Source organism: Brevibacillus sp. BC25, from assembly GCF_000282075.1.
In the GTDB taxonomy this organism is placed as follows: Bacteria; Bacillota; Bacilli; order Brevibacillales; family Brevibacillaceae; genus Brevibacillus.
This window is the reverse complement of record NZ_AKIX01000032.1, coordinates 1-16420: the sequence shown is the minus strand read 5'-3', so window position 1 is coordinate 16420 and position 16420 is coordinate 1. Positions and strand designations below refer to the sequence as shown.

Sequence of the window (16420 nt, the reverse complement as noted above, 5' to 3'; positions counted from 1 at the left end):
AGGACCATGCACAAGAAAGCCTTTCACGATTAGTTACATAGATTATCATAATTGTAAACTATACTAATATTTACCATGTTTAATCCGTTTTGTAAATTCTATTTTTGTAATATTTTGTAATAAATTGCTGAATGGTGAATACAAAAAAGCCCTGGAGCATTACTTTCCTCCGGGGCTTTCCCTCAACAATAGATAACCAACTTCAATTCCCTACTGATAATTCCTCGTTTTATACAAAAGATACACAAAAAACGGCGCTCCAATCGCTGCGGTAAAAATCCCAGCTGGCAAATCATGCGGTAAAAACACCGTTCTCCCAATCAAATCAGCCAAGACGACTAGCATCCCGCCCAAAACGGCGGAAGCCGGTAGTAAGTAGCCATACGCAGAGCCAACTAGCCTGCGAGCAATGTGTGGAGCCATCAAACCGATAAAACTGATTCCTCCTGCCACACCGACCGCAGCACCTGCCAGCGCCACACTGATAGCGATCAAGAGCAATCTTTTTTTATCAATCGCTACACCAATGCCTTTGGCGATATCATCACCGAGCTCCTGGGCATTCAAATAACGGATTTGGAAAATCGTAGCGCCGAGAAACAAAACGGTCCATGGAAGCAACGTCATGACATTTACCCAAGACATACCGTACACCGTTCCAGTCATCCACCCGAGAGCGTTTGAGGCTTTGTGAGTTTGGGTGATCACCAGGAAAAAGATCGTTAATGCCCCCATACCCGCTGAGATACATACACCGACAAGCGCGAGGCGAAAAGGTGAGACTCCCTCCTTCCACGCAGTGAGATACGTAAGCGTAGCGGTTAACAATCCACCAACCAAGGCCACCAATGGCATCCATTGCACACTTACATCTTTTGCGAATGTGATAAATGCTACTGCTGCTGCCGTCGCTCCCGCTGTAGTCCCGATCAAATCAGGCGAAGCTAACGGATTTCGCACCAAAGACTGTAAGATGGCCCCCGATACCGCTAGGGAAGCCCCCACCATAACTGAAACGACAACGCGAGGCAACCGCCAATCAAGCACGATTAATTCATTCTGTTCACTGCCCGCTCCCACAAAAGCTTTGATGACTTCCCATACAGGAATATGCAAGCTTCCTAAGCCAATACTCAATACAATCACAACAGCTAACAGCAAAAATAGTATGAAATTAATTCCTAACGCCCGCTTATTAACATGAAACGAGAGCGCTGGCTTTTTGGTCCGAATGACTACATGTCTATGCATACGCCCTCCCCCTGACCAGCGGGATGATAAAAGCCACTCCGATCATGGCAGTTGCTACGCCTACTGGTACTTCCAAACGCATAGGCATCAAAACAAGGCGAGAAAGCAAATCAGCGCAAACGAGAAAAGCTCCGCCGAAGACAATCGAATAGGGAACCAACCAGCGATGATCAAGGCCGACTAAAAAACGACAAAGATGCGGTATGATGATGCCCACAAATGCAATCGGTCCGGCGAGCGCGACACTCCCACCTGCCAAGAGCACCACGAGCAATATCGCTGTAGCTTTTACCAAGATAATCTTTTGGCCCAGGCCAATCGCTACATCATCACCGAGTACCATCAAGTTTAACGAGCCGGTCAGTAGCATAGCGCCTAACCAGCCTACTAGCAAATAAGGAATGATCATAAAAAAATGATCGAGCTGTCTTCCCTCTACAGAACCAACTAACCAGTAAAAGGCCTCTGTCATCGTCTTTTCTTGTAGCAGCATAAATAGAGAAGTCACAGACGAAGCGAAAGCGGCAACCGCTGCACCCGAAAGTGTCAGCTTGATCGGAGTCATGCCTCCCCGCCCAGCGGAAGCCAACCCGTATACAAGCAGAGCCGTCACACCCGCCCCGATAAAGCCTGCCCACATCATTTGCGACATTGGGAATTGCGAGCCAAAAACAGCAATCGTCGTCACAATAGCTGCTGCAGCCCCAGCGTTCACACCGATAAGAGATGGTGAAGCCAAAGGGTTGCGAGTCAACGCCTGCAACAAAACACCTGCTACAGCGAGGCTGCTTCCCACCGCTACCGCTGTCAGTGTACGCGGCATTCGGGAAGTCGTAATAATCAAATGTTCCTCTGAACCGGAAAATTGGGTGTATGCCTCTACTGCAGTAGTGAGCGAATACCGATTGATTCCGAAAAGGATACTAGCTACCATCACGACTGCCAGGACGACGAGTCCTACTATGAGTACAGTAGTCTTTTGCAGTCGGCTGGACAAAATCACATTCACGCCTGTTCCCTTCTTTCCGTTGCATTCTACCTATTCTGTCTATTCGCTACATATGTATGTAAGTTTCTCCCACTAATCAGTCTAAGCTTGCGGATAGGGCTAGTCAATGATATTGATTTTTATTATCGCTATTGGAAAATTCAGCACAAAAATATCTATAGTTTTCCTTTCATTCCAAAAAATATATTGACACATTGTTATATAAGCATATACAGTAGTGAAGAAAAATGATAATCATTATCAGTTAAAAGGGGGATTTTCCATCATGCGCAAAACTTCCCTGCGTTTGATGCTCGGGGCGATGCTTTCCGCTGTCATGCTCGTAACAGGTTGCGGGGGACAGGCAACGTCTTCATCTAGCTCATCTTCTTCTACTCCAGCTGCATCAACAACTACACCAGCGCCTGCACCGTCAGCGTCTGAAGAGAGAGAAGTAAAACACTTTATGGGGTCAACAAAAATAAAAGGGACTCCGCAACGTGTCGTCGCTCTTACCAGTGAAAGCACAGAGGCTGTTCTCGCATTAGGGATTACGCCAGTTGGGGCTGTCATGAGTGGTCTCGGTAAACCTGGTGATCCATGGCATCCACATATTAAAGAAAAAATGAAGGATGCAGTTGATTTGGGTGACGAGAACCAACCAAACGTTGAACTGATCGCCAGCCTGAAGCCAGATCTGATTCTGGGAACAAAAGGACGCCAAGGGCAAGAAAAAGTATACGCTCAGCTTTCCACGATTGCCCCAACCGTGTTCTCTGAGGATCTCGTAGGCAGATGGAAAATCAACTTTGCCCTTTACTCCGAAGCGTTGAATAAAAAGGCTGAAGGCGACAAACTAATGGCTGATTTCGATAAGAAGATTGAGGATGCAAAAGGAAAACTGGGTGACAAGGCGAAGATGAAAGTCTCTGTCGTTCGTTTCGTAGCTGGCAAAACTCGTCTTTACTTGAAAGACACTTTCTCTGGCGTTGTTCTGAGCCAGCTCGGCTTTGCTCGACCAGCCTCCCAAGACATCGATGAGTTCAAAAAAGACATTCCAAAAGAGCTCATGGCTGAAATGGATGGCGACGTCATGTTTTACTGGGTCGGCGATTATTCCGGTGATGGATCTGCCAATAAATACACCGAGGAATGGATGAAAGATCCGCTCTATCAAAAACTGAATGTCGCGAAAAACAATAAGGCATTCCAAGTTAACGAAGTGATCTGGAATGTAGGCGGCGGTATCCTTTCTGCGGAACTGCTTGTTGATGACATCGTAGAACGCTTCTCCAAACTGTAGGCTATATACTTTCCGATACCGTCAAAAAAGCAGGAGTGGTTGAGATAACCACTCCTTTTCTTTTGCCTACTGGCATTATTGATCGAGTTCCTTATTACCAGCAGTATCCTTACTGGGCAGAATCGGATCTATTTGTTCAGGTTTACGCGAATAAGCTTTGTTTGTAACCAAAATCGTCGCACCGATGATGACGATAAAAATGAGCACCAACGCAACGATAAAACCAGTTGTCATGCATACACCCCCGACTTTTTTCTAACTCTCATTATAGCTGATTTCCATACGAGTCAGAACCTTCATGCATAACCAATTCATTATGGAATAACAAACTATTCCAAATTTTGATAGGAAAATGGCTCCTACATCTCGAATAGTTACGACAACGCTATCTCACTCAAATACTTGATAGACTATGCGGGGGAAATCTGATGAACAAGCTTAATACCCCTTTCTTATGGAAAAAGAAACGCTCAAAAAAGGAAATCACGCAAGTGTTGTTTCCAGATCAAATATTAAAAGCATTTTTTCACTTTACGACGGATGCCATCTCGATTAGTGATCTCGATAACAATATCGTCTTGGTAAATCATGCTTTTGAGCAATACTACGGTTGGTCCATGGAGGAGATTTACGCTTCACCGCTCTGCTTTATTCCAGACGAGTATAGGAGCGAGACCAAACAGTTATTTGATGCGGTCAGGAGCATGGGTGTACTACTAACCAATTACGAAACCATCAGGCAGCGAAAAGATGGCACGAAGATGGATGTCATTCTGTCAGCTGCTCCAATCAAAGATGAAACGGGAAAAATTATTGGTGCTTCATGCATTACCCGTGACATTTCCGACCGCAAAAAAATTGAAGAGGCCTTGCGTCAAACCGAAGCCAAATATCGTCTCCTCATCGATCATACCCAGGATATCGTGACGATTTATGATTTATCCATGCGACGCATCTATGCATCCCCATCAATCGAGCAATTGGGATTTGTTCCTGCCGAGGTTACTTCCCCTAACAATCTGCAACTCACACATCCAGAGGATATCCCTATGTTCCAGGACAAATTTCAAGAGATCATGGCAACGAAACAACCCGTTCATTTCGAGACGCGCTCTATGCATAGGAACGGAAACGAGGTCTCCTTCGAAACACGCGGAATCCCCATTTTAAGCGCGGCAGGAGACGTCCAAAACATCATGTTAGTCTCGCGAAATGTCACAGAACGCAAATACTCTGAGGCCGCCTTGTTTAAAAGCGAGAATACGAACAAAATCATCTCAGAATACACAGATGATCTTATTCTGATTACGGACAAAAACGGGGATATCCTCTATCTCTCCCCATCGCATTCACGTGTAATCGAAAAAAGTGAAAAATGCCGTCAGCTCACCTTTGCCGAGATTCATCCAGAAGATCGGCAAACTGTCATTGACCACTTTCATCATTTGCTGGCGACCAAAGAACCAAAAATATGCGAGTTTCGTTTCCAAACGAAAAATAACAAATGGATCGTTCTCGAATCAAAGGGTGCCCCTATCCTGACGAAAACGGGGGATTGTGATGGCTTTATCATCGTATCGCGCGATATTACAGAACGCCGAAATAACGAGGAACTATTACGGAAGGCTGAGAAGCTGTCCGTGATTGGGGAGCTGGCTGCTGGAATCGCCCATGAGATTCGCAATCCGCTCACATCTTTGAAGGGCTTTATCCAATTTCTTTATCCGAGCATGAATGATAACCAGCAGTACGCCGACATCATGCTCTCTGAACTGGACCGGATCAATTTTATTGTGAGTGAATTGTTAGTCTTGGCAAAGCCACATAGCATCCAAATTAAGCCTCTTCCGCTCATCCCTTTGCTGGAAAGCGTCTTGGCACTATTGAGGTCGGAAGCAAATTTGAAAAACATCAATTTCCGTACCGCATTTGCTTACCATCCGATCATTGCGGGAGAAGAAAACCAGCTCAAGCAAGTCTTTATCAACATCATTAAAAATGCCATCGAAGCGATCGACGGACATGGTGAGGTTCTTATTGCCACCGCTTTAATAGACGATCATCAAGTACTCATTACGCTCACGGATACTGGCTGTGGAATCTCTGAAGAAATGATTCACAAGCTGGGTGCCCCCTTTTTCACGACAAAAGAAAACGGGACTGGCCTCGGCCTTATGATCAGCAGCAAAATCATGAAAGACCACAACGGCAGCCTGGAAATTAAAAGCAGAAAGCACGAAGGTACAGTGGTAGAGATTACACTACCGATTGTACAAGACCAAATTGGGTCATCCTAGAAAGGTGTACATCCCATCATGAGTGGAGGTGCCCTATGGATTTCACCAAAATGAGCACGAGTGAGTTCGTGGCCAAAATTCGCGAATCCCAAGCGAAAAACCTGCGTAACAAACAGCATCAGGGCTACGGTCATCCGGAACAGCGTCTGCCCAGCAAGCAACGAGTATAACGAAGCAAAAACCCACCTGCGAGCTCACTGCCGGGCCAGGTGGGTTTTTGCTTGTTATTGTGGATCCTGCTTATTCAGGTTACGATCTCTTTCAGACTTTTGCTTTTGGGTCCCTTGCGTCTTGCTGCTGTGTCCTTGGTTGCCGCCATTCTTTGTATTACGATTGTTTGACATCAGAATCCCTTCCTTTTCATTCTGGTATTCATGCCAAACGTAGTATGTCCCAAACGGCTAATTCATAATAAAGAATTACTTCGCTTCACCCATAAATACTTTCTTTCCATCCTCATATTTGTACACGTATACGGAAGCAAAGTCGTTGTCGCCTTTATCATTGAATGTTACGTTAACGAATTTGCCTTTGTAATCTTTGGTTTTGTGAACAGCTTCCAGCACTTGTTCACGAGTTGGCTTTTTGCCGCCGTTTGCTTTGATCGCTTCTTCCAGACCGTTCAGCATAACACCCATGGAGTCGTAACCAAACGAAGTGAAGATCCCTACTTTGTTGCCAGTCGCGCCCTCGAAGTCTGTGATCCATTTCTTGCCGTCTTCCGTAGCACCAATATCGCCAACAGTAGAAGTAAAGACTACGTTATTCGCATTTTCCGCACCAGCAATTTTCACCATGTCAGCGGAGTCATAGCCATCGCCACCCATGAAGACACCTTTGAAGCCTTTTTCACGTGCTTGTTTCACGATGATCCCTGCATCAGAGTAATATCCACCGAAGTAGATCATCTCTGGATTTTTCGCAAGGATTTGGGTGATGATCGCACTATAATCCTTCTCGCCTGCTGTTACCCCTTCAAAGCCGAGAACTTGTACGCCGTCTTTTTCAAATTGCTTTTTCACTTCTTCCGCAAGACCTTGTCCATAAGCAGCCTTGTCATGCATAACGAAAGCCGTTTTTACATTCAACTGATTTTTGGCAAAAATAGCAGCCTTGGAGCCTTGTTGATCATCACGCGCACAAATGCGGTGTACGATCTTCTTACCTTGCTCAGTCAAATCTGATCCCGTTGCGGAAGGAGATACCATTACGAGCTTCTCTTGCTCGTATTGCGCTGCTGCTGTAATCGAAGCACCTGTTGTAGCATGGCCAACTACTCCGACTACGTCAGGATTTGAAATCAACATTTGTGCGACTGCTACCCCTTGTTTCGGGTCAGCTTGGTCATCTTGCGCGGACAATTGAATGTCAAAGCCAAGTGCTTTGAATGCTTCTGTCTTTTCTTTCAACGCATATTCAGCACCAGCTTTTGCTGTGCTTCCGTAATCGGAGTACTGACCAGACATCGGACCAACTACAGCAATCACGAGCTTCTCAGTAGCTCCGCTTGCACCGCCCGTGCTTCCTCCGCTATTGTTGCTCGGTTGTGGTGTCGCGCTTTGTCCACCCGTCCCCGTACCTCCACCGCAGCCCGCGAGCAATGTGCTCAGAGCAAATGTTGCAGCCAGTATCGACAATGATTTCTGTTTTTTCATAGCAAAACATCCCCCTCTTTATTTATGAGCAAACTATGAATCACAATCTTATTGTAGGATATTTTAGAAAATTTGCAATAGAAATGATTGAAAGAAGAATCAATTAAAGAACCTCTATCGCTGGCTGCTAATAGAGGCGTACACGTGGTGTATTGAGGCAGATAGCCACTTCTACGCTTAGAAGTGGCTATCTTGATGAGAAGTATCCGATTGACTATTAGGAATTAATTGGAATGCTCAGCTTGTAAGTGAGCGTTTTTGCATCGTACTCTACTTTTGCACCCAATTCTTGGGCGATGAATACGAGAGGAACGAGCACTGCTCCGGTCACTGGACGCGGCGGATTTGCTACACTGGTTTCTTTGCCGTTTTTATAAGCAAAGTTTTTGTTTTCGTACATACGCAGAGCGTACTGGTTGTCTTTGGCAACAAGCAGAGATTTGGTCGTGCTATCCCATGCTGCAGTACCACCCAAAGCAATCGCCAATGTGCTCGAATTCACATACACAACACCATTTTCAGTAACGATTTCTTGTGGGAATGGGAACTCCTTACCGTTTAGCTGAACTTTGATTTTTTGTTGCTGTACAGGAGCAGGAGCAGATTGGGCAAACGCAGCCGTTGCTGCTACACTTCCTGTTAGAAGAGCCGCTGTAAGCATCATTGTAGAAAACTTGCGAAGCATAATAAACACCCCTTAAATATCATGAAATGAATTCCAATTTTGTAAGGTTCGACACGAATCAACTTTTTCCTTCTTTTTTATTCCATACATTTCCTATGTAATTCTCTCCCCAAACATGACAAGACTAGGAAATAAAATATATATCCCACGAACAAATGTTTTTGTGCACAACCTGTGCATAACATTGTGGATAACTTTCGAAAGTGAGGCTTACCATGGCAGGGGAACGTTTTTTTCTCATTTATCAAGAGGCCAGTGACGAAGAATGCTTATTGACCATTGAACCATATAAAGACCAACAGGAGCTGGCGGAAGCCATCAATCAACTGCAAGCCAAACAAATCGATGAATATACGATCATCAAGGGAAAAAAGATGAAAGCCACGTTGAAACTCGCCGTCGATTTGGCCGAGGCCGATGAGAATTCCAAGGAATGAATGTTTTCTTTTTCGAGTACGTTTAGACAGAGGGAAATTGGCAAACATGGTAGTGAGGGCACGCACTTATGTGTTTGACCTTCATTGACCTTTTGTGTATGATATTGTTACAAAGAGAGGAGGAAGACTAGATGCATATGAATTTAATTCCAACCGTCATTGAACAGACGAACCGTGGGGAACGTGCTTACGACATTTATTCCCGCCTGCTCAAAGACCGCATCATCTTTCTGGGAACCCCAATCAACGACACCGTAGCCAATATCGTTGTGGCACAGTTGTTGTTCCTTCAGGCGGAAGATCCGGAGAAAGACATTCACTTGTACATAAACAGCCCAGGCGGTTCAATTACTGCTGGTATGGCAATTTACGATACTATGCACTTCATCAAGCCAGATGTATCCACCATTTGTATCGGAATGGCTGCTTCGATGGGAGCATTCCTGCTGGCTGCTGGGGCAAAAGGCAAACGCTTTGCTCTGCCAAACAGTGAAGTCATGATCCACCAACCATTGGGTGGAGCACAAGGTCAAGCGAGCGACATTGAGATTGCCGCAAAACGTATTTTGAAGATGCGTGATCATCTGAACACCATCCTGGCTGAACGCACTGGACAGCCTTTGGAGCGCATCCAAAAGGATACCGATCGCGACAACTTCCTCTCTGCCGCAGAAGCAGTAGAGTACGGATTGATTGACAAAGTCATCACTTCTGAACCATCTTCCAAAAAATAAGAGATACGTAGTAAAAAAAGAAGCACTCGTGCCTGGACTACAGGCCGAGTGTTTTTTTGTATGCCGAGCAAACCCCAAGAGGCTTCCCTTGGTTTGCACGGCTATTTCGATGGATCATGGTGATACTTCCATTAACTGACTGACATAGACTGTCCGGCTATGTCCCGGATTTTTTTCCTCATGCACACGTGCAGTTGATGTTTTTTCGTCTACAGCATCGATCCAAACGGCTTGTCCTTCGTACTCTACCTTGATATGGTCGTCGGAGCTCATGATGGCTTGTGCTCTCGTTACATTCATAAGCGGCTCCCTATTGCTCATCTTCAAGAGCTTGCTTGGCCGACGACGCCCCTGTCATCGTGTCTACAGTCGTTTCTTCAATCAGGCCGTTTTGGTCGGAAACAACTCCGCCCCCCAGTCCCTCGTTTACCATCCGATCAATGTCCATATCATAACAATCGCGGCCTTCGTAACACTTATCACGGTTACTCATGTGTCATTCCTCCTTCATGCAATATACATGGTTAGAAATGCCCTGCCCGAAGTGAATTGATACATATTCATCAAGATGACCAACAAAAAAAGACACTTCCCTATAAGGGAAAAGTGTCTCTCGTAACTCTATTCTTCCTTGCTTACCAGATTCGTAAGGCTGGTGACTGCCTGGGAGGCATCCGGCCCTTCTGCCAAAATGGTAATTTCCGTTCCAGAGCTGATTGCGAGGCTCATGATACCCATGATGCTTTTCGCATTGACCTTCTTGGTGCCTTTTTCTACGAATACTTCCGATGCAAAACGGTTAGCCTCCTGTACGAAAAAGGCTGCTGGACGAGCTTGCAAACCGGTCTTTAACTGAACCACGACCTGCTGTTGAACCATGAATGGACCTCCTCACTTGTAGACTATTATCCTTTAGTATAACATGCATCTACATCGAAATATTTTGTTTTTCTCGTATTTTGTCAGCGATTTCGTTAATTTTTCGCAAGCGGTGGTTAATGCCCGATTTGCTCACTACTCCGCTTGGCACCATCTCACCCAATTCTTTCAAATTGATGTCAGGATGAGCCACTCGAAGCTCCGCGACCTCTCGCAGACGTTTTGGCAAATTCTCCAATCCCATCTCTTGATCGATGAGTTGAATATTTTCCATTTGTCTGGTGGCTGCATTCACCGTTTTGTTTATGTTGGCGATTTCACAATTGTGTAAACGGTTTACCGAGTTCCTCATGTCCTTTACGATTCGGACGTCCTCGAAATACAGAAGTGCCTGATGAGCGCCAATCAAGCTCAAAAACTCTGTAATCTTTTCGCCTTCTTTAATATAGAGAACATACCCTTTTTTCCGCTCGATGCACTTGGCATTTAGTTTATACCGATTGGCGATCTTGGTCAATGCTTCGCAAAAATCCTGATAGGAAGTGAAAATCTCCAGATGATAGCTGGATGCCTCTGGATGATTCACAGATCCCCCCGCCAAAAAAGCCCCCCGCAAATAAGCAGCGCGGCAACAGGACTTTTTCACGATCTCTGGAGCGATTCCTGGGATAAACGACAGGCTTTGATCCATTAGCCCCAAGTCTTGCAAAATCTCATTAGCCTTATTCGGAATACGCACAATGTAGACGTTGTTCTTCTTCAAACGCATTTTTTTGCGAACCAGCAGTTCAGCATGTATCTGAAACAACCTCTTGATTAACGTGTAAATGCGTCGGGCAATCGCCGCGTTCTCTGTCGTCACATCCAGCACCAGTCGTCCGGCTCCAAACTGCAGACTTCCATTCATCCGAATCAAGGCTGAAAGCTCTGCCTTGCTGCAGCAATCGGCACCCTCCATCATGGTAAGTTCTTTTTTGGTATGCGCGGCGAATGACATCGACTTCACTACTCCTTCTCTATCTTCAGCACCTTCCGTCTTCGTCTGACGAGTGACACGACCTGCTTGCTGACAGCATGTGCATCATGACGTAGGTATCCGTCCTCAAATGTGACTAACGGTCTCGCCACAACATGCAGACCGATTTGGCGCAATTGCTTTAAGTCACATCGAACAGGAGCTGCTCCTTTTTCCGCGTATTTGTCCAATACATGGGTAGGCAGCTCGGCTGAATTGACAATGATCGTATCCAGAAATGGTCTATCTACATGGTCATACATGACATTCACGTGCCTGGATGCAGAAAAACCGTCTGTCTCCCCCGGTTGCGTCATGACGTTACAAATGTAGATCTTCGGGGCTTGTGCGCGTGTAATCGCTTCAAATAACCCGCGTACTAATAAATTGGGCAGGATGCTCGTGTACAAGCTGCCAGGCCCAATCAAAATGGCATCCGCGTCGGCAATAGCCATCAGGGCTTCGCTCAGAGGAACAGCATCCTCCGGGTCAAGGAACACCCGCTTGATTTCTTTGCCTGTCAACGGTATTTGGGATTCTCCGATTACGAGAGATCCATCTGTCATTTCCGCTTTCAACTGAATCGATTGCGTGGAAGCTGGCAATACATCTCCACGTACTGCCAAGACCCCGCTTAATGTTTTGACTGCGGTGACAAAATCTCCAGTGATTTCGTTCATCGCTGCAAGTAATAGATTTCCCAAATTATGCCCTGCTAATCCCGTGCCTGTGGAAAAACGATATTGCATGACTTTTTCCATCAACGGCTCTGTATCGGCCAGAGCAGTCAAGACGTTTCGAATGTCGCCAGGTGGAAGCATATCCATTTCTTCTCGCAAACGTCCAGAGCTTCCCCCATCGTCTGCTACCGTAACAATCGCTGTGATATGCACCGGCTCGTGCTTCAAACCGCGTAGAAGGACGGACAGGCCCGTTCCTCCGCCAATAACAACTATCCGTAATGGCCTTGACTGTAGCCTCCCGACTCCCTTAGTAGGCATATGTCACCTCATTATTTCTAATACACATACCACAGGTGGCTTTTTATGCACGCTTCAGTCTTTCCAGCCATCTTATGCTCATTTGTTCTTTTCCATGTCTCGATGACTGACACGGACAGAAAAATCTTTGCCAAAGGTTTCTCCCAAATGTTCTGCAATGGCGACCGAGCGATGTTTGCCACCGGTGCATCCAATTCCTATCACAAGTTGACTTTTTCCTTCTCGCTGGTAATGCGGCAGGGTGTACCCCAAAAAGTCTGTAAGCTTTTCTAAGAATTCCTTTGTGTCCTTGTGCTTCATCACATACTCTGCCACGTCTGGATCACATCCAGTTTTCGGACGCAAATCCTCCACATAATGTGGGTTAGGCAAAAAACGGACATCGAACATCAAGTCAGCGTCTATCGGTGCGCCGTATTTGAAACCAAATGACAGCACATTAATCGTAAGGGGTGATCCTTGTTGACCGTATTGGTTGATGATTTTTTCTCGAAGCTGAACTGGCTTCATTTGACTCGTATCGATAATCTGATGCGCCCAGCCCTTCATTTCCTCCAACAAACGGCGCTCAGCATGAATTCCTTCCAAAGGCGAACCGTTCGGGGAAAGCGGATGTCTGCGACGTGTTTCCTTATAGCGAGAAACCAATGTCTGATCGTTCGCATCCAGATAAAGGATGTGGTACGATAATCCATTCATCTGATTGAGGCTCTCCATGGTTACGGCTAGATTTTCAAAAAACTCACGCCCTCGCAAGTCAATCACCAATGCGACTCGCTCAATACTCCCACCAGACTGTTTGACCAACTCAGCAAATTTGGGAATCAGTACAGGGGGTAGGTTGTCTACACAAAAAAAGCCCAGGTCCTCCAAGCTTTGTACAGCAACTGTCTTTCCCGCACCTGACATTCCGGTAATAATCAGGAGATTCATGGCCTTGTCGTTTCCCAATTCCGTCACGCAACTCGCCTCCTACGATTCTGACAATAGCATACCATATTGTCCACCTTATTCGCACCTTTTTGAACCGCTTCCCCTGTTTTTCCAATGACGTCTTCTACAGGCGTTCAAGCTTTTTTAGAAAAAAAGATGCGTGACTGAATGCCAGCCACGCAACAATTGTTTATATAGATAAGGGGGTCAATTCATTGTCTATAGATTACACTTGAATTATTTCACCCATGTTACAAGCAGGTTAAGAGATTGTGACATTTTGTTCCTTTAGCTTTTCATTCAGCTCTTCTACATAGTGTTGAGCAGATTGAGCAGCGATAGAACCGTCTCCAGTAGCTGTCACGACTTGACGCAGCATTTTTTCGCGTACATCTCCTGCTGCAAAAACACCTTTTACTTTGGTGTTCATTTTTTCGTCTGTCAGTACGTAGCCTGCGTCGTTGGTGATGCCCAGTGGACGTACGCTTGCAGTCAATGGGTCCATACCAACGTAGATGAACACTCCATCTGCTGGGTATTCTCTTTGTTCACCTGTTTTCGTATTTTCCAAGAGAACCACTTGTACTTTGCCTTCACCACGGATCTCTTTTAGTTCTGTATCCCAGATCACTTCGATTTTTTCGTTATCGAAAGCGCGTTTTTGCAGGATTTTCTGTGCACGGAACTGATCACGACGGTGTACGATAGTCACTTTGGAAGCGAAGCGAGTAAGGAACACAGCCTCTTCTACCGCGGAATCTCCTCCACCAACAACCACCAGCTCTTTATTGCGGAAAAATGCACCGTCGCAAACCGCGCAGTAAGAAACACCACGGCCGGACAATTCTTTTTCGCCTTGTACACCGAGCAAACGATGCTCTGCACCAGTTGCCACAATAACAGATTTGGTCAAGTATTCTTTGTCACCCGTGATAACGCGCTTGTACGGCTCTTCATCGCGGATTTCCTTGATTTCGCCATATGCATACTCCGCACCGAATTGCTGTGCATGCTCAAACATTTTTGTAGAGAGATCAGGGCCAAGAATGGAAGTGAAGCCTGGGTAGTTCTCGATATCTTCCGTGTTCGCCATTTGACCGCCTGGAATTCCTCTCTCCAGCATCAATGTGCTCATGTTCGCACGGGATGTATATACTGCAGCCGTCATTCCAGCAGGGCCAGCTCCGGCGATAATAACATCATAAATTTTTTGATCGCTCATGCTTGTTGCCTCCTCATCTCACACAGTTTTGTTTCCTTATTTAAATTAATTATAATGTAATAATCTATTTAAAATCAAGTGTCGACAAAACTTTGACGCACTTTGCCAAGGTAGCGGCAGAAATGCCGTATTTTTGAGCTAGAAGGGCTTGTGACTGTTTTTCGTTCCTTATCGTTCCGTATACATATTCTAATGCTGCGACCCACGCTACTTCTTTTCGCACTTGTACACGACTTTGGGCATATTCATGATGCTTACGCCATACATCGAGGCACCATTCTCCGGCCTCTTGCTTGCCCTGCGAGAGCAAATAATGGCTTATTTCTTCTTCTATACTGCTCTTTTGCTCTTCCGTCGTTGGTGAACCATTCGGTCCATCAGGAGTTCCTTCTGGCATGTCTGCACCCATATCAGCCAAAGCCAGCAAAGCCAACTTTTGCAGCTGTTGGTTATCCGTCTGGTAATAAAATTGACGGACCGCAGTTTCAGCTTCATCGTCTCCGATCAGAGACAATGTTTGCAGCACCGCGAATTTCACTTCATCGCGTCCATGCTGCAATGCCCAGAGAAGGGAAGCTCGGATCATCGGGTCTGTTTTAAAATCTTCCACTCCCGTGAACGAAGCCTTTTCCCAAGAAACATCATGTTGGGTCGTATTGTATTGGTAGGGGATCGGTTTTATAGTCTCCCCTTCTTGTTCGTTTTTTACCATTTGAATGTATTGATCTGCGATTCCTGCTTCTGGATCTAACTGCTTAGCTTTTTGCCACCAGCGTAGTGCCTGATCCTTTTTCCCACTCAAATAAGCGGAGATTGCAGCATAGTGGTACGTGCACGCTTCATGCGGCCGTCCATTTCGCAGCATTCGGTGGTAATGGAAATATGCTTCGTCATGCTGGCCGAGCACTCCCATTGTTGTTGCGAGCTTATAGGTATTTTCCGGATGGAACGGAACGACCTTTTTCAGCATATCAATCAAGCTCAACAGCTCTGTCGTTTGATTGTGATGGGAGAGCAAAACCGCCAAATTGCACAGTGCATGCAGGTTTCCTTCTTCCTTATCCAGCGTCTGCTCGATTGTCTCCATCGCCTTCTGGAATTCGCCAGCATAATAGTAGGCAAGAGACAAATTGTTCCACGCTGGCAAAAAGTCAGGATCGGCTTCGACGATTTCTTTTAAGGTATCCAGTGCCTCCAGGAAACGTCCCTCTTCCAGACTGCGACGAGCTCGTTCATGCTTGCTGTATACGTCCTCTTTTTCACTTGGGAGGAAGTGTCGCGGTGGCATGTCCAGCTCAAAGTAAATATAGTCGAGGAGCTCTTCGGCATCTTCCCGATACGGTCCAGTGCTATCTTCTTGTAAATAGCGAACAGCCATTTCTTCTGCCATATGGTAATCTTCTAAGTTGGCATAGTTATTCGCCATGTAGAAATACACTTCTGTCATGGATGGGTCCCATTTTTCTATCACTTCATAGAGGACTTCATTTGACGCTTCAAACTGTCCGGTTTCAGCTAAGGCACTAGCCAAATGGCAGTGGCATTCTGCATTCGTCGGCTCCATTTCAACTGCTCGGCGAAATGAACGCAATGCTTTATCATAGTCGTACCGATTCAAACAACGCATTCCCCGGTCAACAAAAAAAGCAGCATCTTGCTTAAAGTCAACGACGGTCGTTTTCTTCAAAATACTTTTGTTATGTTTCATAAAACCTCCAACATCGTAGGAGCTTACACTCCAAGTATCGTACCAGAAGCATCGGCACCCTACAAGCTGACTCGTCTTTTAAAGTGTTCAGCGGATAAAGCAAGAAACACCACTGGCCCATAGCAAGTGGTGTTTACGAACAAAAATGGAGCGGACGAAGGGTCTCGAACCCTCGACCTTCGCCTTGGCAAGGCGACGCTCTACCAATTGAGCTACGTCCGCATATCTTATCAACTATTCATATTTTGTCCGATTGAAAAAACTGGTGAGCCATGAAGGACTCGAACCTTCGACCCTCTGATTAAAAGTCAG

Annotated in this window: 18 protein-coding genes and 1 tRNA gene; 5 read left to right on the top strand and 14 right to left on the bottom strand. The window is 45.8% G+C overall.

Features of this window, described 5'->3' with window-relative positions:
• Nucleotides 1–210: 210 nt before the first annotated feature.
• Both PMI05_RS09695 and PMI05_RS09690 read right to left on the bottom strand, forming a co-directional pair.
• Nucleotides 211–1251 (bottom strand): iron chelate uptake ABC transporter family permease subunit, encoded by a 1041-nt coding sequence (locus PMI05_RS09695; protein ID WP_007720463.1) that lies wholly within the window; start codon nt 1249–1251, stop codon nt 211–213.
• The gene (locus PMI05_RS09690; protein ID WP_007720462.1) at nt 1244–2260 is read right to left on the bottom strand and encodes an iron ABC transporter permease; all 1017 of its coding nucleotides are present in this window, start codon (nt 2258–2260) and stop codon (nt 1244–1246) included. Before PMI05_RS09690 ends, PMI05_RS09695 begins: the two co-directional genes overlap by 8 nt.
• A 265-nt stretch (nt 2261–2525) precedes the next feature.
• On the opposite strand from PMI05_RS09690, the gene PMI05_RS09685 reads away from it, so the two are divergent.
• Complete coding sequence (locus PMI05_RS09685) at nt 2526–3542, top strand: ABC transporter substrate-binding protein (RefSeq protein WP_007720459.1); 1017 nt, start codon at nt 2526–2528, stop codon at nt 3540–3542.
• A 75-nt stretch (nt 3543–3617) separates the two neighbouring features.
• On the opposite strand, the gene PMI05_RS31035 is transcribed toward PMI05_RS09685, so the two are convergent.
• Nucleotides 3618–3776, bottom strand: a complete 159-nt coding sequence (locus PMI05_RS31035; RefSeq protein WP_007720456.1) for a hypothetical protein — start codon at nt 3774–3776, stop codon at nt 3618–3620.
• A gap of 194 nt (nt 3777–3970) precedes the next feature.
• Between PMI05_RS31035 and PMI05_RS09680 the strand changes: the two genes are divergently transcribed.
• Both PMI05_RS09680 and PMI05_RS29920 read left to right on the top strand, forming a co-directional pair.
• Complete coding sequence (locus PMI05_RS09680; RefSeq protein WP_007720454.1) at nt 3971–5839, top strand: PAS domain-containing sensor histidine kinase; 1869 nt, start codon at nt 3971–3973, stop codon at nt 5837–5839.
• Nucleotides 5840–5874: 35 nt separating this feature from the next.
• Nucleotides 5875–6009, top strand: a complete 135-nt coding sequence (locus PMI05_RS29920; protein WP_007720451.1) for a DUF4023 domain-containing protein — start codon at nt 5875–5877, stop codon at nt 6007–6009.
• Nucleotides 6010–6258: 249 nt separating this feature from the next.
• On the opposite strand, the gene PMI05_RS09675 is transcribed toward PMI05_RS29920, so the two are convergent.
• Together PMI05_RS09675 and PMI05_RS09670 are read right to left on the bottom strand one after the other, a co-directional pair.
• A complete protein-coding gene (locus PMI05_RS09675) occupies nt 6259–7494 on the bottom strand; it encodes a branched-chain amino acid ABC transporter substrate-binding protein (RefSeq protein WP_007720447.1) in 1236 nt (411 codons plus the stop codon).
• A 217-nt stretch (nt 7495–7711) separates the two neighbouring features.
• The gene (locus PMI05_RS09670; protein WP_007720444.1) at nt 7712–8179 is read right to left on the bottom strand and encodes a copper amine oxidase N-terminal domain-containing protein; all 468 of its coding nucleotides are present in this window, start codon (nt 8177–8179) and stop codon (nt 7712–7714) included.
• Between the two features lie 215 nt (nt 8180–8394).
• Here PMI05_RS09670 and PMI05_RS09665 point away from each other — a divergent pair, with 215 nt between their 5' ends.
• A complete protein-coding gene (locus PMI05_RS09665; protein ID WP_007720442.1) occupies nt 8395–8616 on the top strand; it encodes a hypothetical protein in 222 nt (73 codons plus the stop codon).
• A 131-nt stretch (nt 8617–8747) separates the two neighbouring features.
• The gene (gene clpP, locus PMI05_RS09660; protein ID WP_007720441.1) at nt 8748–9350 is read left to right on the top strand and encodes an ATP-dependent Clp endopeptidase proteolytic subunit ClpP; all 603 of its coding nucleotides are present in this window, start codon (nt 8748–8750) and stop codon (nt 9348–9350) included.
• 114 nt (nt 9351–9464) lie between these two features.
• Here clpP and PMI05_RS09655 read toward each other — a convergent pair whose 3' ends face one another.
• The 9 genes from PMI05_RS09655 to PMI05_RS09615 all read right to left on the bottom strand — a co-directional run bounded on the left by PMI05_RS09655 (nt 9465) and on the right by PMI05_RS09615 (nt 16330).
• Nucleotides 9465–9650 (bottom strand): H-type small acid-soluble spore protein, encoded by a 186-nt coding sequence (locus PMI05_RS09655; protein WP_007720438.1) that lies wholly within the window; start codon nt 9648–9650, stop codon nt 9465–9467.
• Nucleotides 9651–9660: 10 nt separating this feature from the next.
• Nucleotides 9661–9843, bottom strand: coding sequence for a hypothetical protein (locus PMI05_RS09650; RefSeq protein ID WP_007720436.1), 183 nt, complete (start codon nt 9841–9843; stop codon nt 9661–9663).
• Between the two features lie 128 nt (nt 9844–9971).
• Entirely contained in the window at nt 9972–10229 is a 258-nt protein-coding gene (locus PMI05_RS09645) for an HPr family phosphocarrier protein (protein WP_007720434.1), read from the bottom strand.
• A 49-nt stretch (nt 10230–10278) separates the two neighbouring features.
• Nucleotides 10279–11226: a DNA-binding protein WhiA gene (gene whiA, locus PMI05_RS09640; RefSeq protein ID WP_007720431.1), complete on the bottom strand. Its 948-nt coding sequence runs from the start codon at nt 11224–11226 to the stop codon at nt 10279–10281.
• Between the two features lie 8 nt (nt 11227–11234).
• On the bottom strand, nt 11235–12245 hold the full coding sequence (gene yvcK / locus PMI05_RS09635; RefSeq protein ID WP_007720429.1) for a YvcK family protein: 1011 nt from the start codon (nt 12243–12245) through the stop codon (nt 11235–11237).
• Between the two features lie 78 nt (nt 12246–12323).
• Nucleotides 12324–13205 carry an RNase adapter RapZ gene (gene rapZ, locus PMI05_RS09630; protein WP_007720425.1) on the bottom strand — a complete coding sequence of 294 codons (882 nt, stop codon included), beginning with the start codon at nt 13203–13205 and terminating at the stop codon, nt 12324–12326.
• Between the two features lie 235 nt (nt 13206–13440).
• The gene (gene trxB / locus PMI05_RS09625; RefSeq protein WP_007720422.1) at nt 13441–14400 is read right to left on the bottom strand and encodes a thioredoxin-disulfide reductase; all 960 of its coding nucleotides are present in this window, start codon (nt 14398–14400) and stop codon (nt 13441–13443) included.
• A gap of 64 nt (nt 14401–14464) precedes the next feature.
• Nucleotides 14465–16108: a lipopolysaccharide assembly protein LapB gene (locus tag PMI05_RS09620; protein ID WP_007720420.1), complete on the bottom strand. Its 1644-nt coding sequence runs from the start codon at nt 16106–16108 to the stop codon at nt 14465–14467.
• Nucleotides 16109–16254: 146 nt separating this feature from the next.
• Nucleotides 16255–16330, bottom strand: a tRNA-Gly gene (locus PMI05_RS09615).
• Nucleotides 16331–16420: the final 90 nt, after the last annotated feature.

Excerpts from the sequence above, each read along its gene's own strand:
- trxB (WP_007720422.1), bottom strand. The coding sequence starts at position 14,400 with ATGAGCGATCAAAAAATTTATGATGTTATTATCGCCGGAGCTGGCCCT.
- PMI05_RS09620 (WP_007720420.1), bottom strand. The coding sequence starts at position 16,108 with ATGAAACATAACAAAAGTATTTTGAAGAAAACGACCGTCGTTGACTTT.
- PMI05_RS09670 (WP_007720444.1), bottom strand. The coding sequence starts at position 8,179 with ATGCTTCGCAAGTTTTCTACAATGATGCTTACAGCGGCTCTTCTAACA.
- PMI05_RS31035 (WP_007720456.1), bottom strand. The coding sequence starts at position 3,776 with ATGACAACTGGTTTTATCGTTGCGTTGGTGCTCATTTTTATCGTCATC.
- yvcK (WP_007720429.1), bottom strand. The coding sequence starts at position 12,245 with ATGCCTACTAAGGGAGTCGGGAGGCTACAGTCAAGGCCATTACGGATA.
- PMI05_RS09665 (WP_007720442.1), top strand. The coding sequence starts at position 8,395 with ATGGCAGGGGAACGTTTTTTTCTCATTTATCAAGAGGCCAGTGACGAA.
- whiA (WP_007720431.1), bottom strand. The coding sequence starts at position 11,226 with ATGTCATTCGCCGCGCATACCAAAAAAGAACTTACCATGATGGAGGGT.
- PMI05_RS09695 (WP_007720463.1), bottom strand. The coding sequence starts at position 1,251 with ATGCATAGACATGTAGTCATTCGGACCAAAAAGCCAGCGCTCTCGTTT.
- PMI05_RS09655 (WP_007720438.1), bottom strand. The coding sequence starts at position 9,650 with ATGAATGTAACGAGAGCACAAGCCATCATGAGCTCCGACGACCATATC.
- clpP (WP_007720441.1), top strand. The coding sequence starts at position 8,748 with ATGCATATGAATTTAATTCCAACCGTCATTGAACAGACGAACCGTGGG.
- PMI05_RS09650 (WP_007720436.1), bottom strand. The coding sequence starts at position 9,843 with ATGAGTAACCGTGATAAGTGTTACGAAGGCCGCGATTGTTATGATATG.
- PMI05_RS09645 (WP_007720434.1), bottom strand. The coding sequence starts at position 10,229 with ATGGTTCAACAGCAGGTCGTGGTTCAGTTAAAGACCGGTTTGCAAGCT.
- PMI05_RS09685 (WP_007720459.1), top strand. The coding sequence starts at position 2,526 with ATGCGCAAAACTTCCCTGCGTTTGATGCTCGGGGCGATGCTTTCCGCT.
- PMI05_RS29920 (WP_007720451.1), top strand. The coding sequence starts at position 5,875 with ATGGATTTCACCAAAATGAGCACGAGTGAGTTCGTGGCCAAAATTCGC.
- PMI05_RS09680 (WP_007720454.1), top strand. The coding sequence starts at position 3,971 with ATGAACAAGCTTAATACCCCTTTCTTATGGAAAAAGAAACGCTCAAAA.
- PMI05_RS09675 (WP_007720447.1), bottom strand. The coding sequence starts at position 7,494 with ATGAAAAAACAGAAATCATTGTCGATACTGGCTGCAACATTTGCTCTG.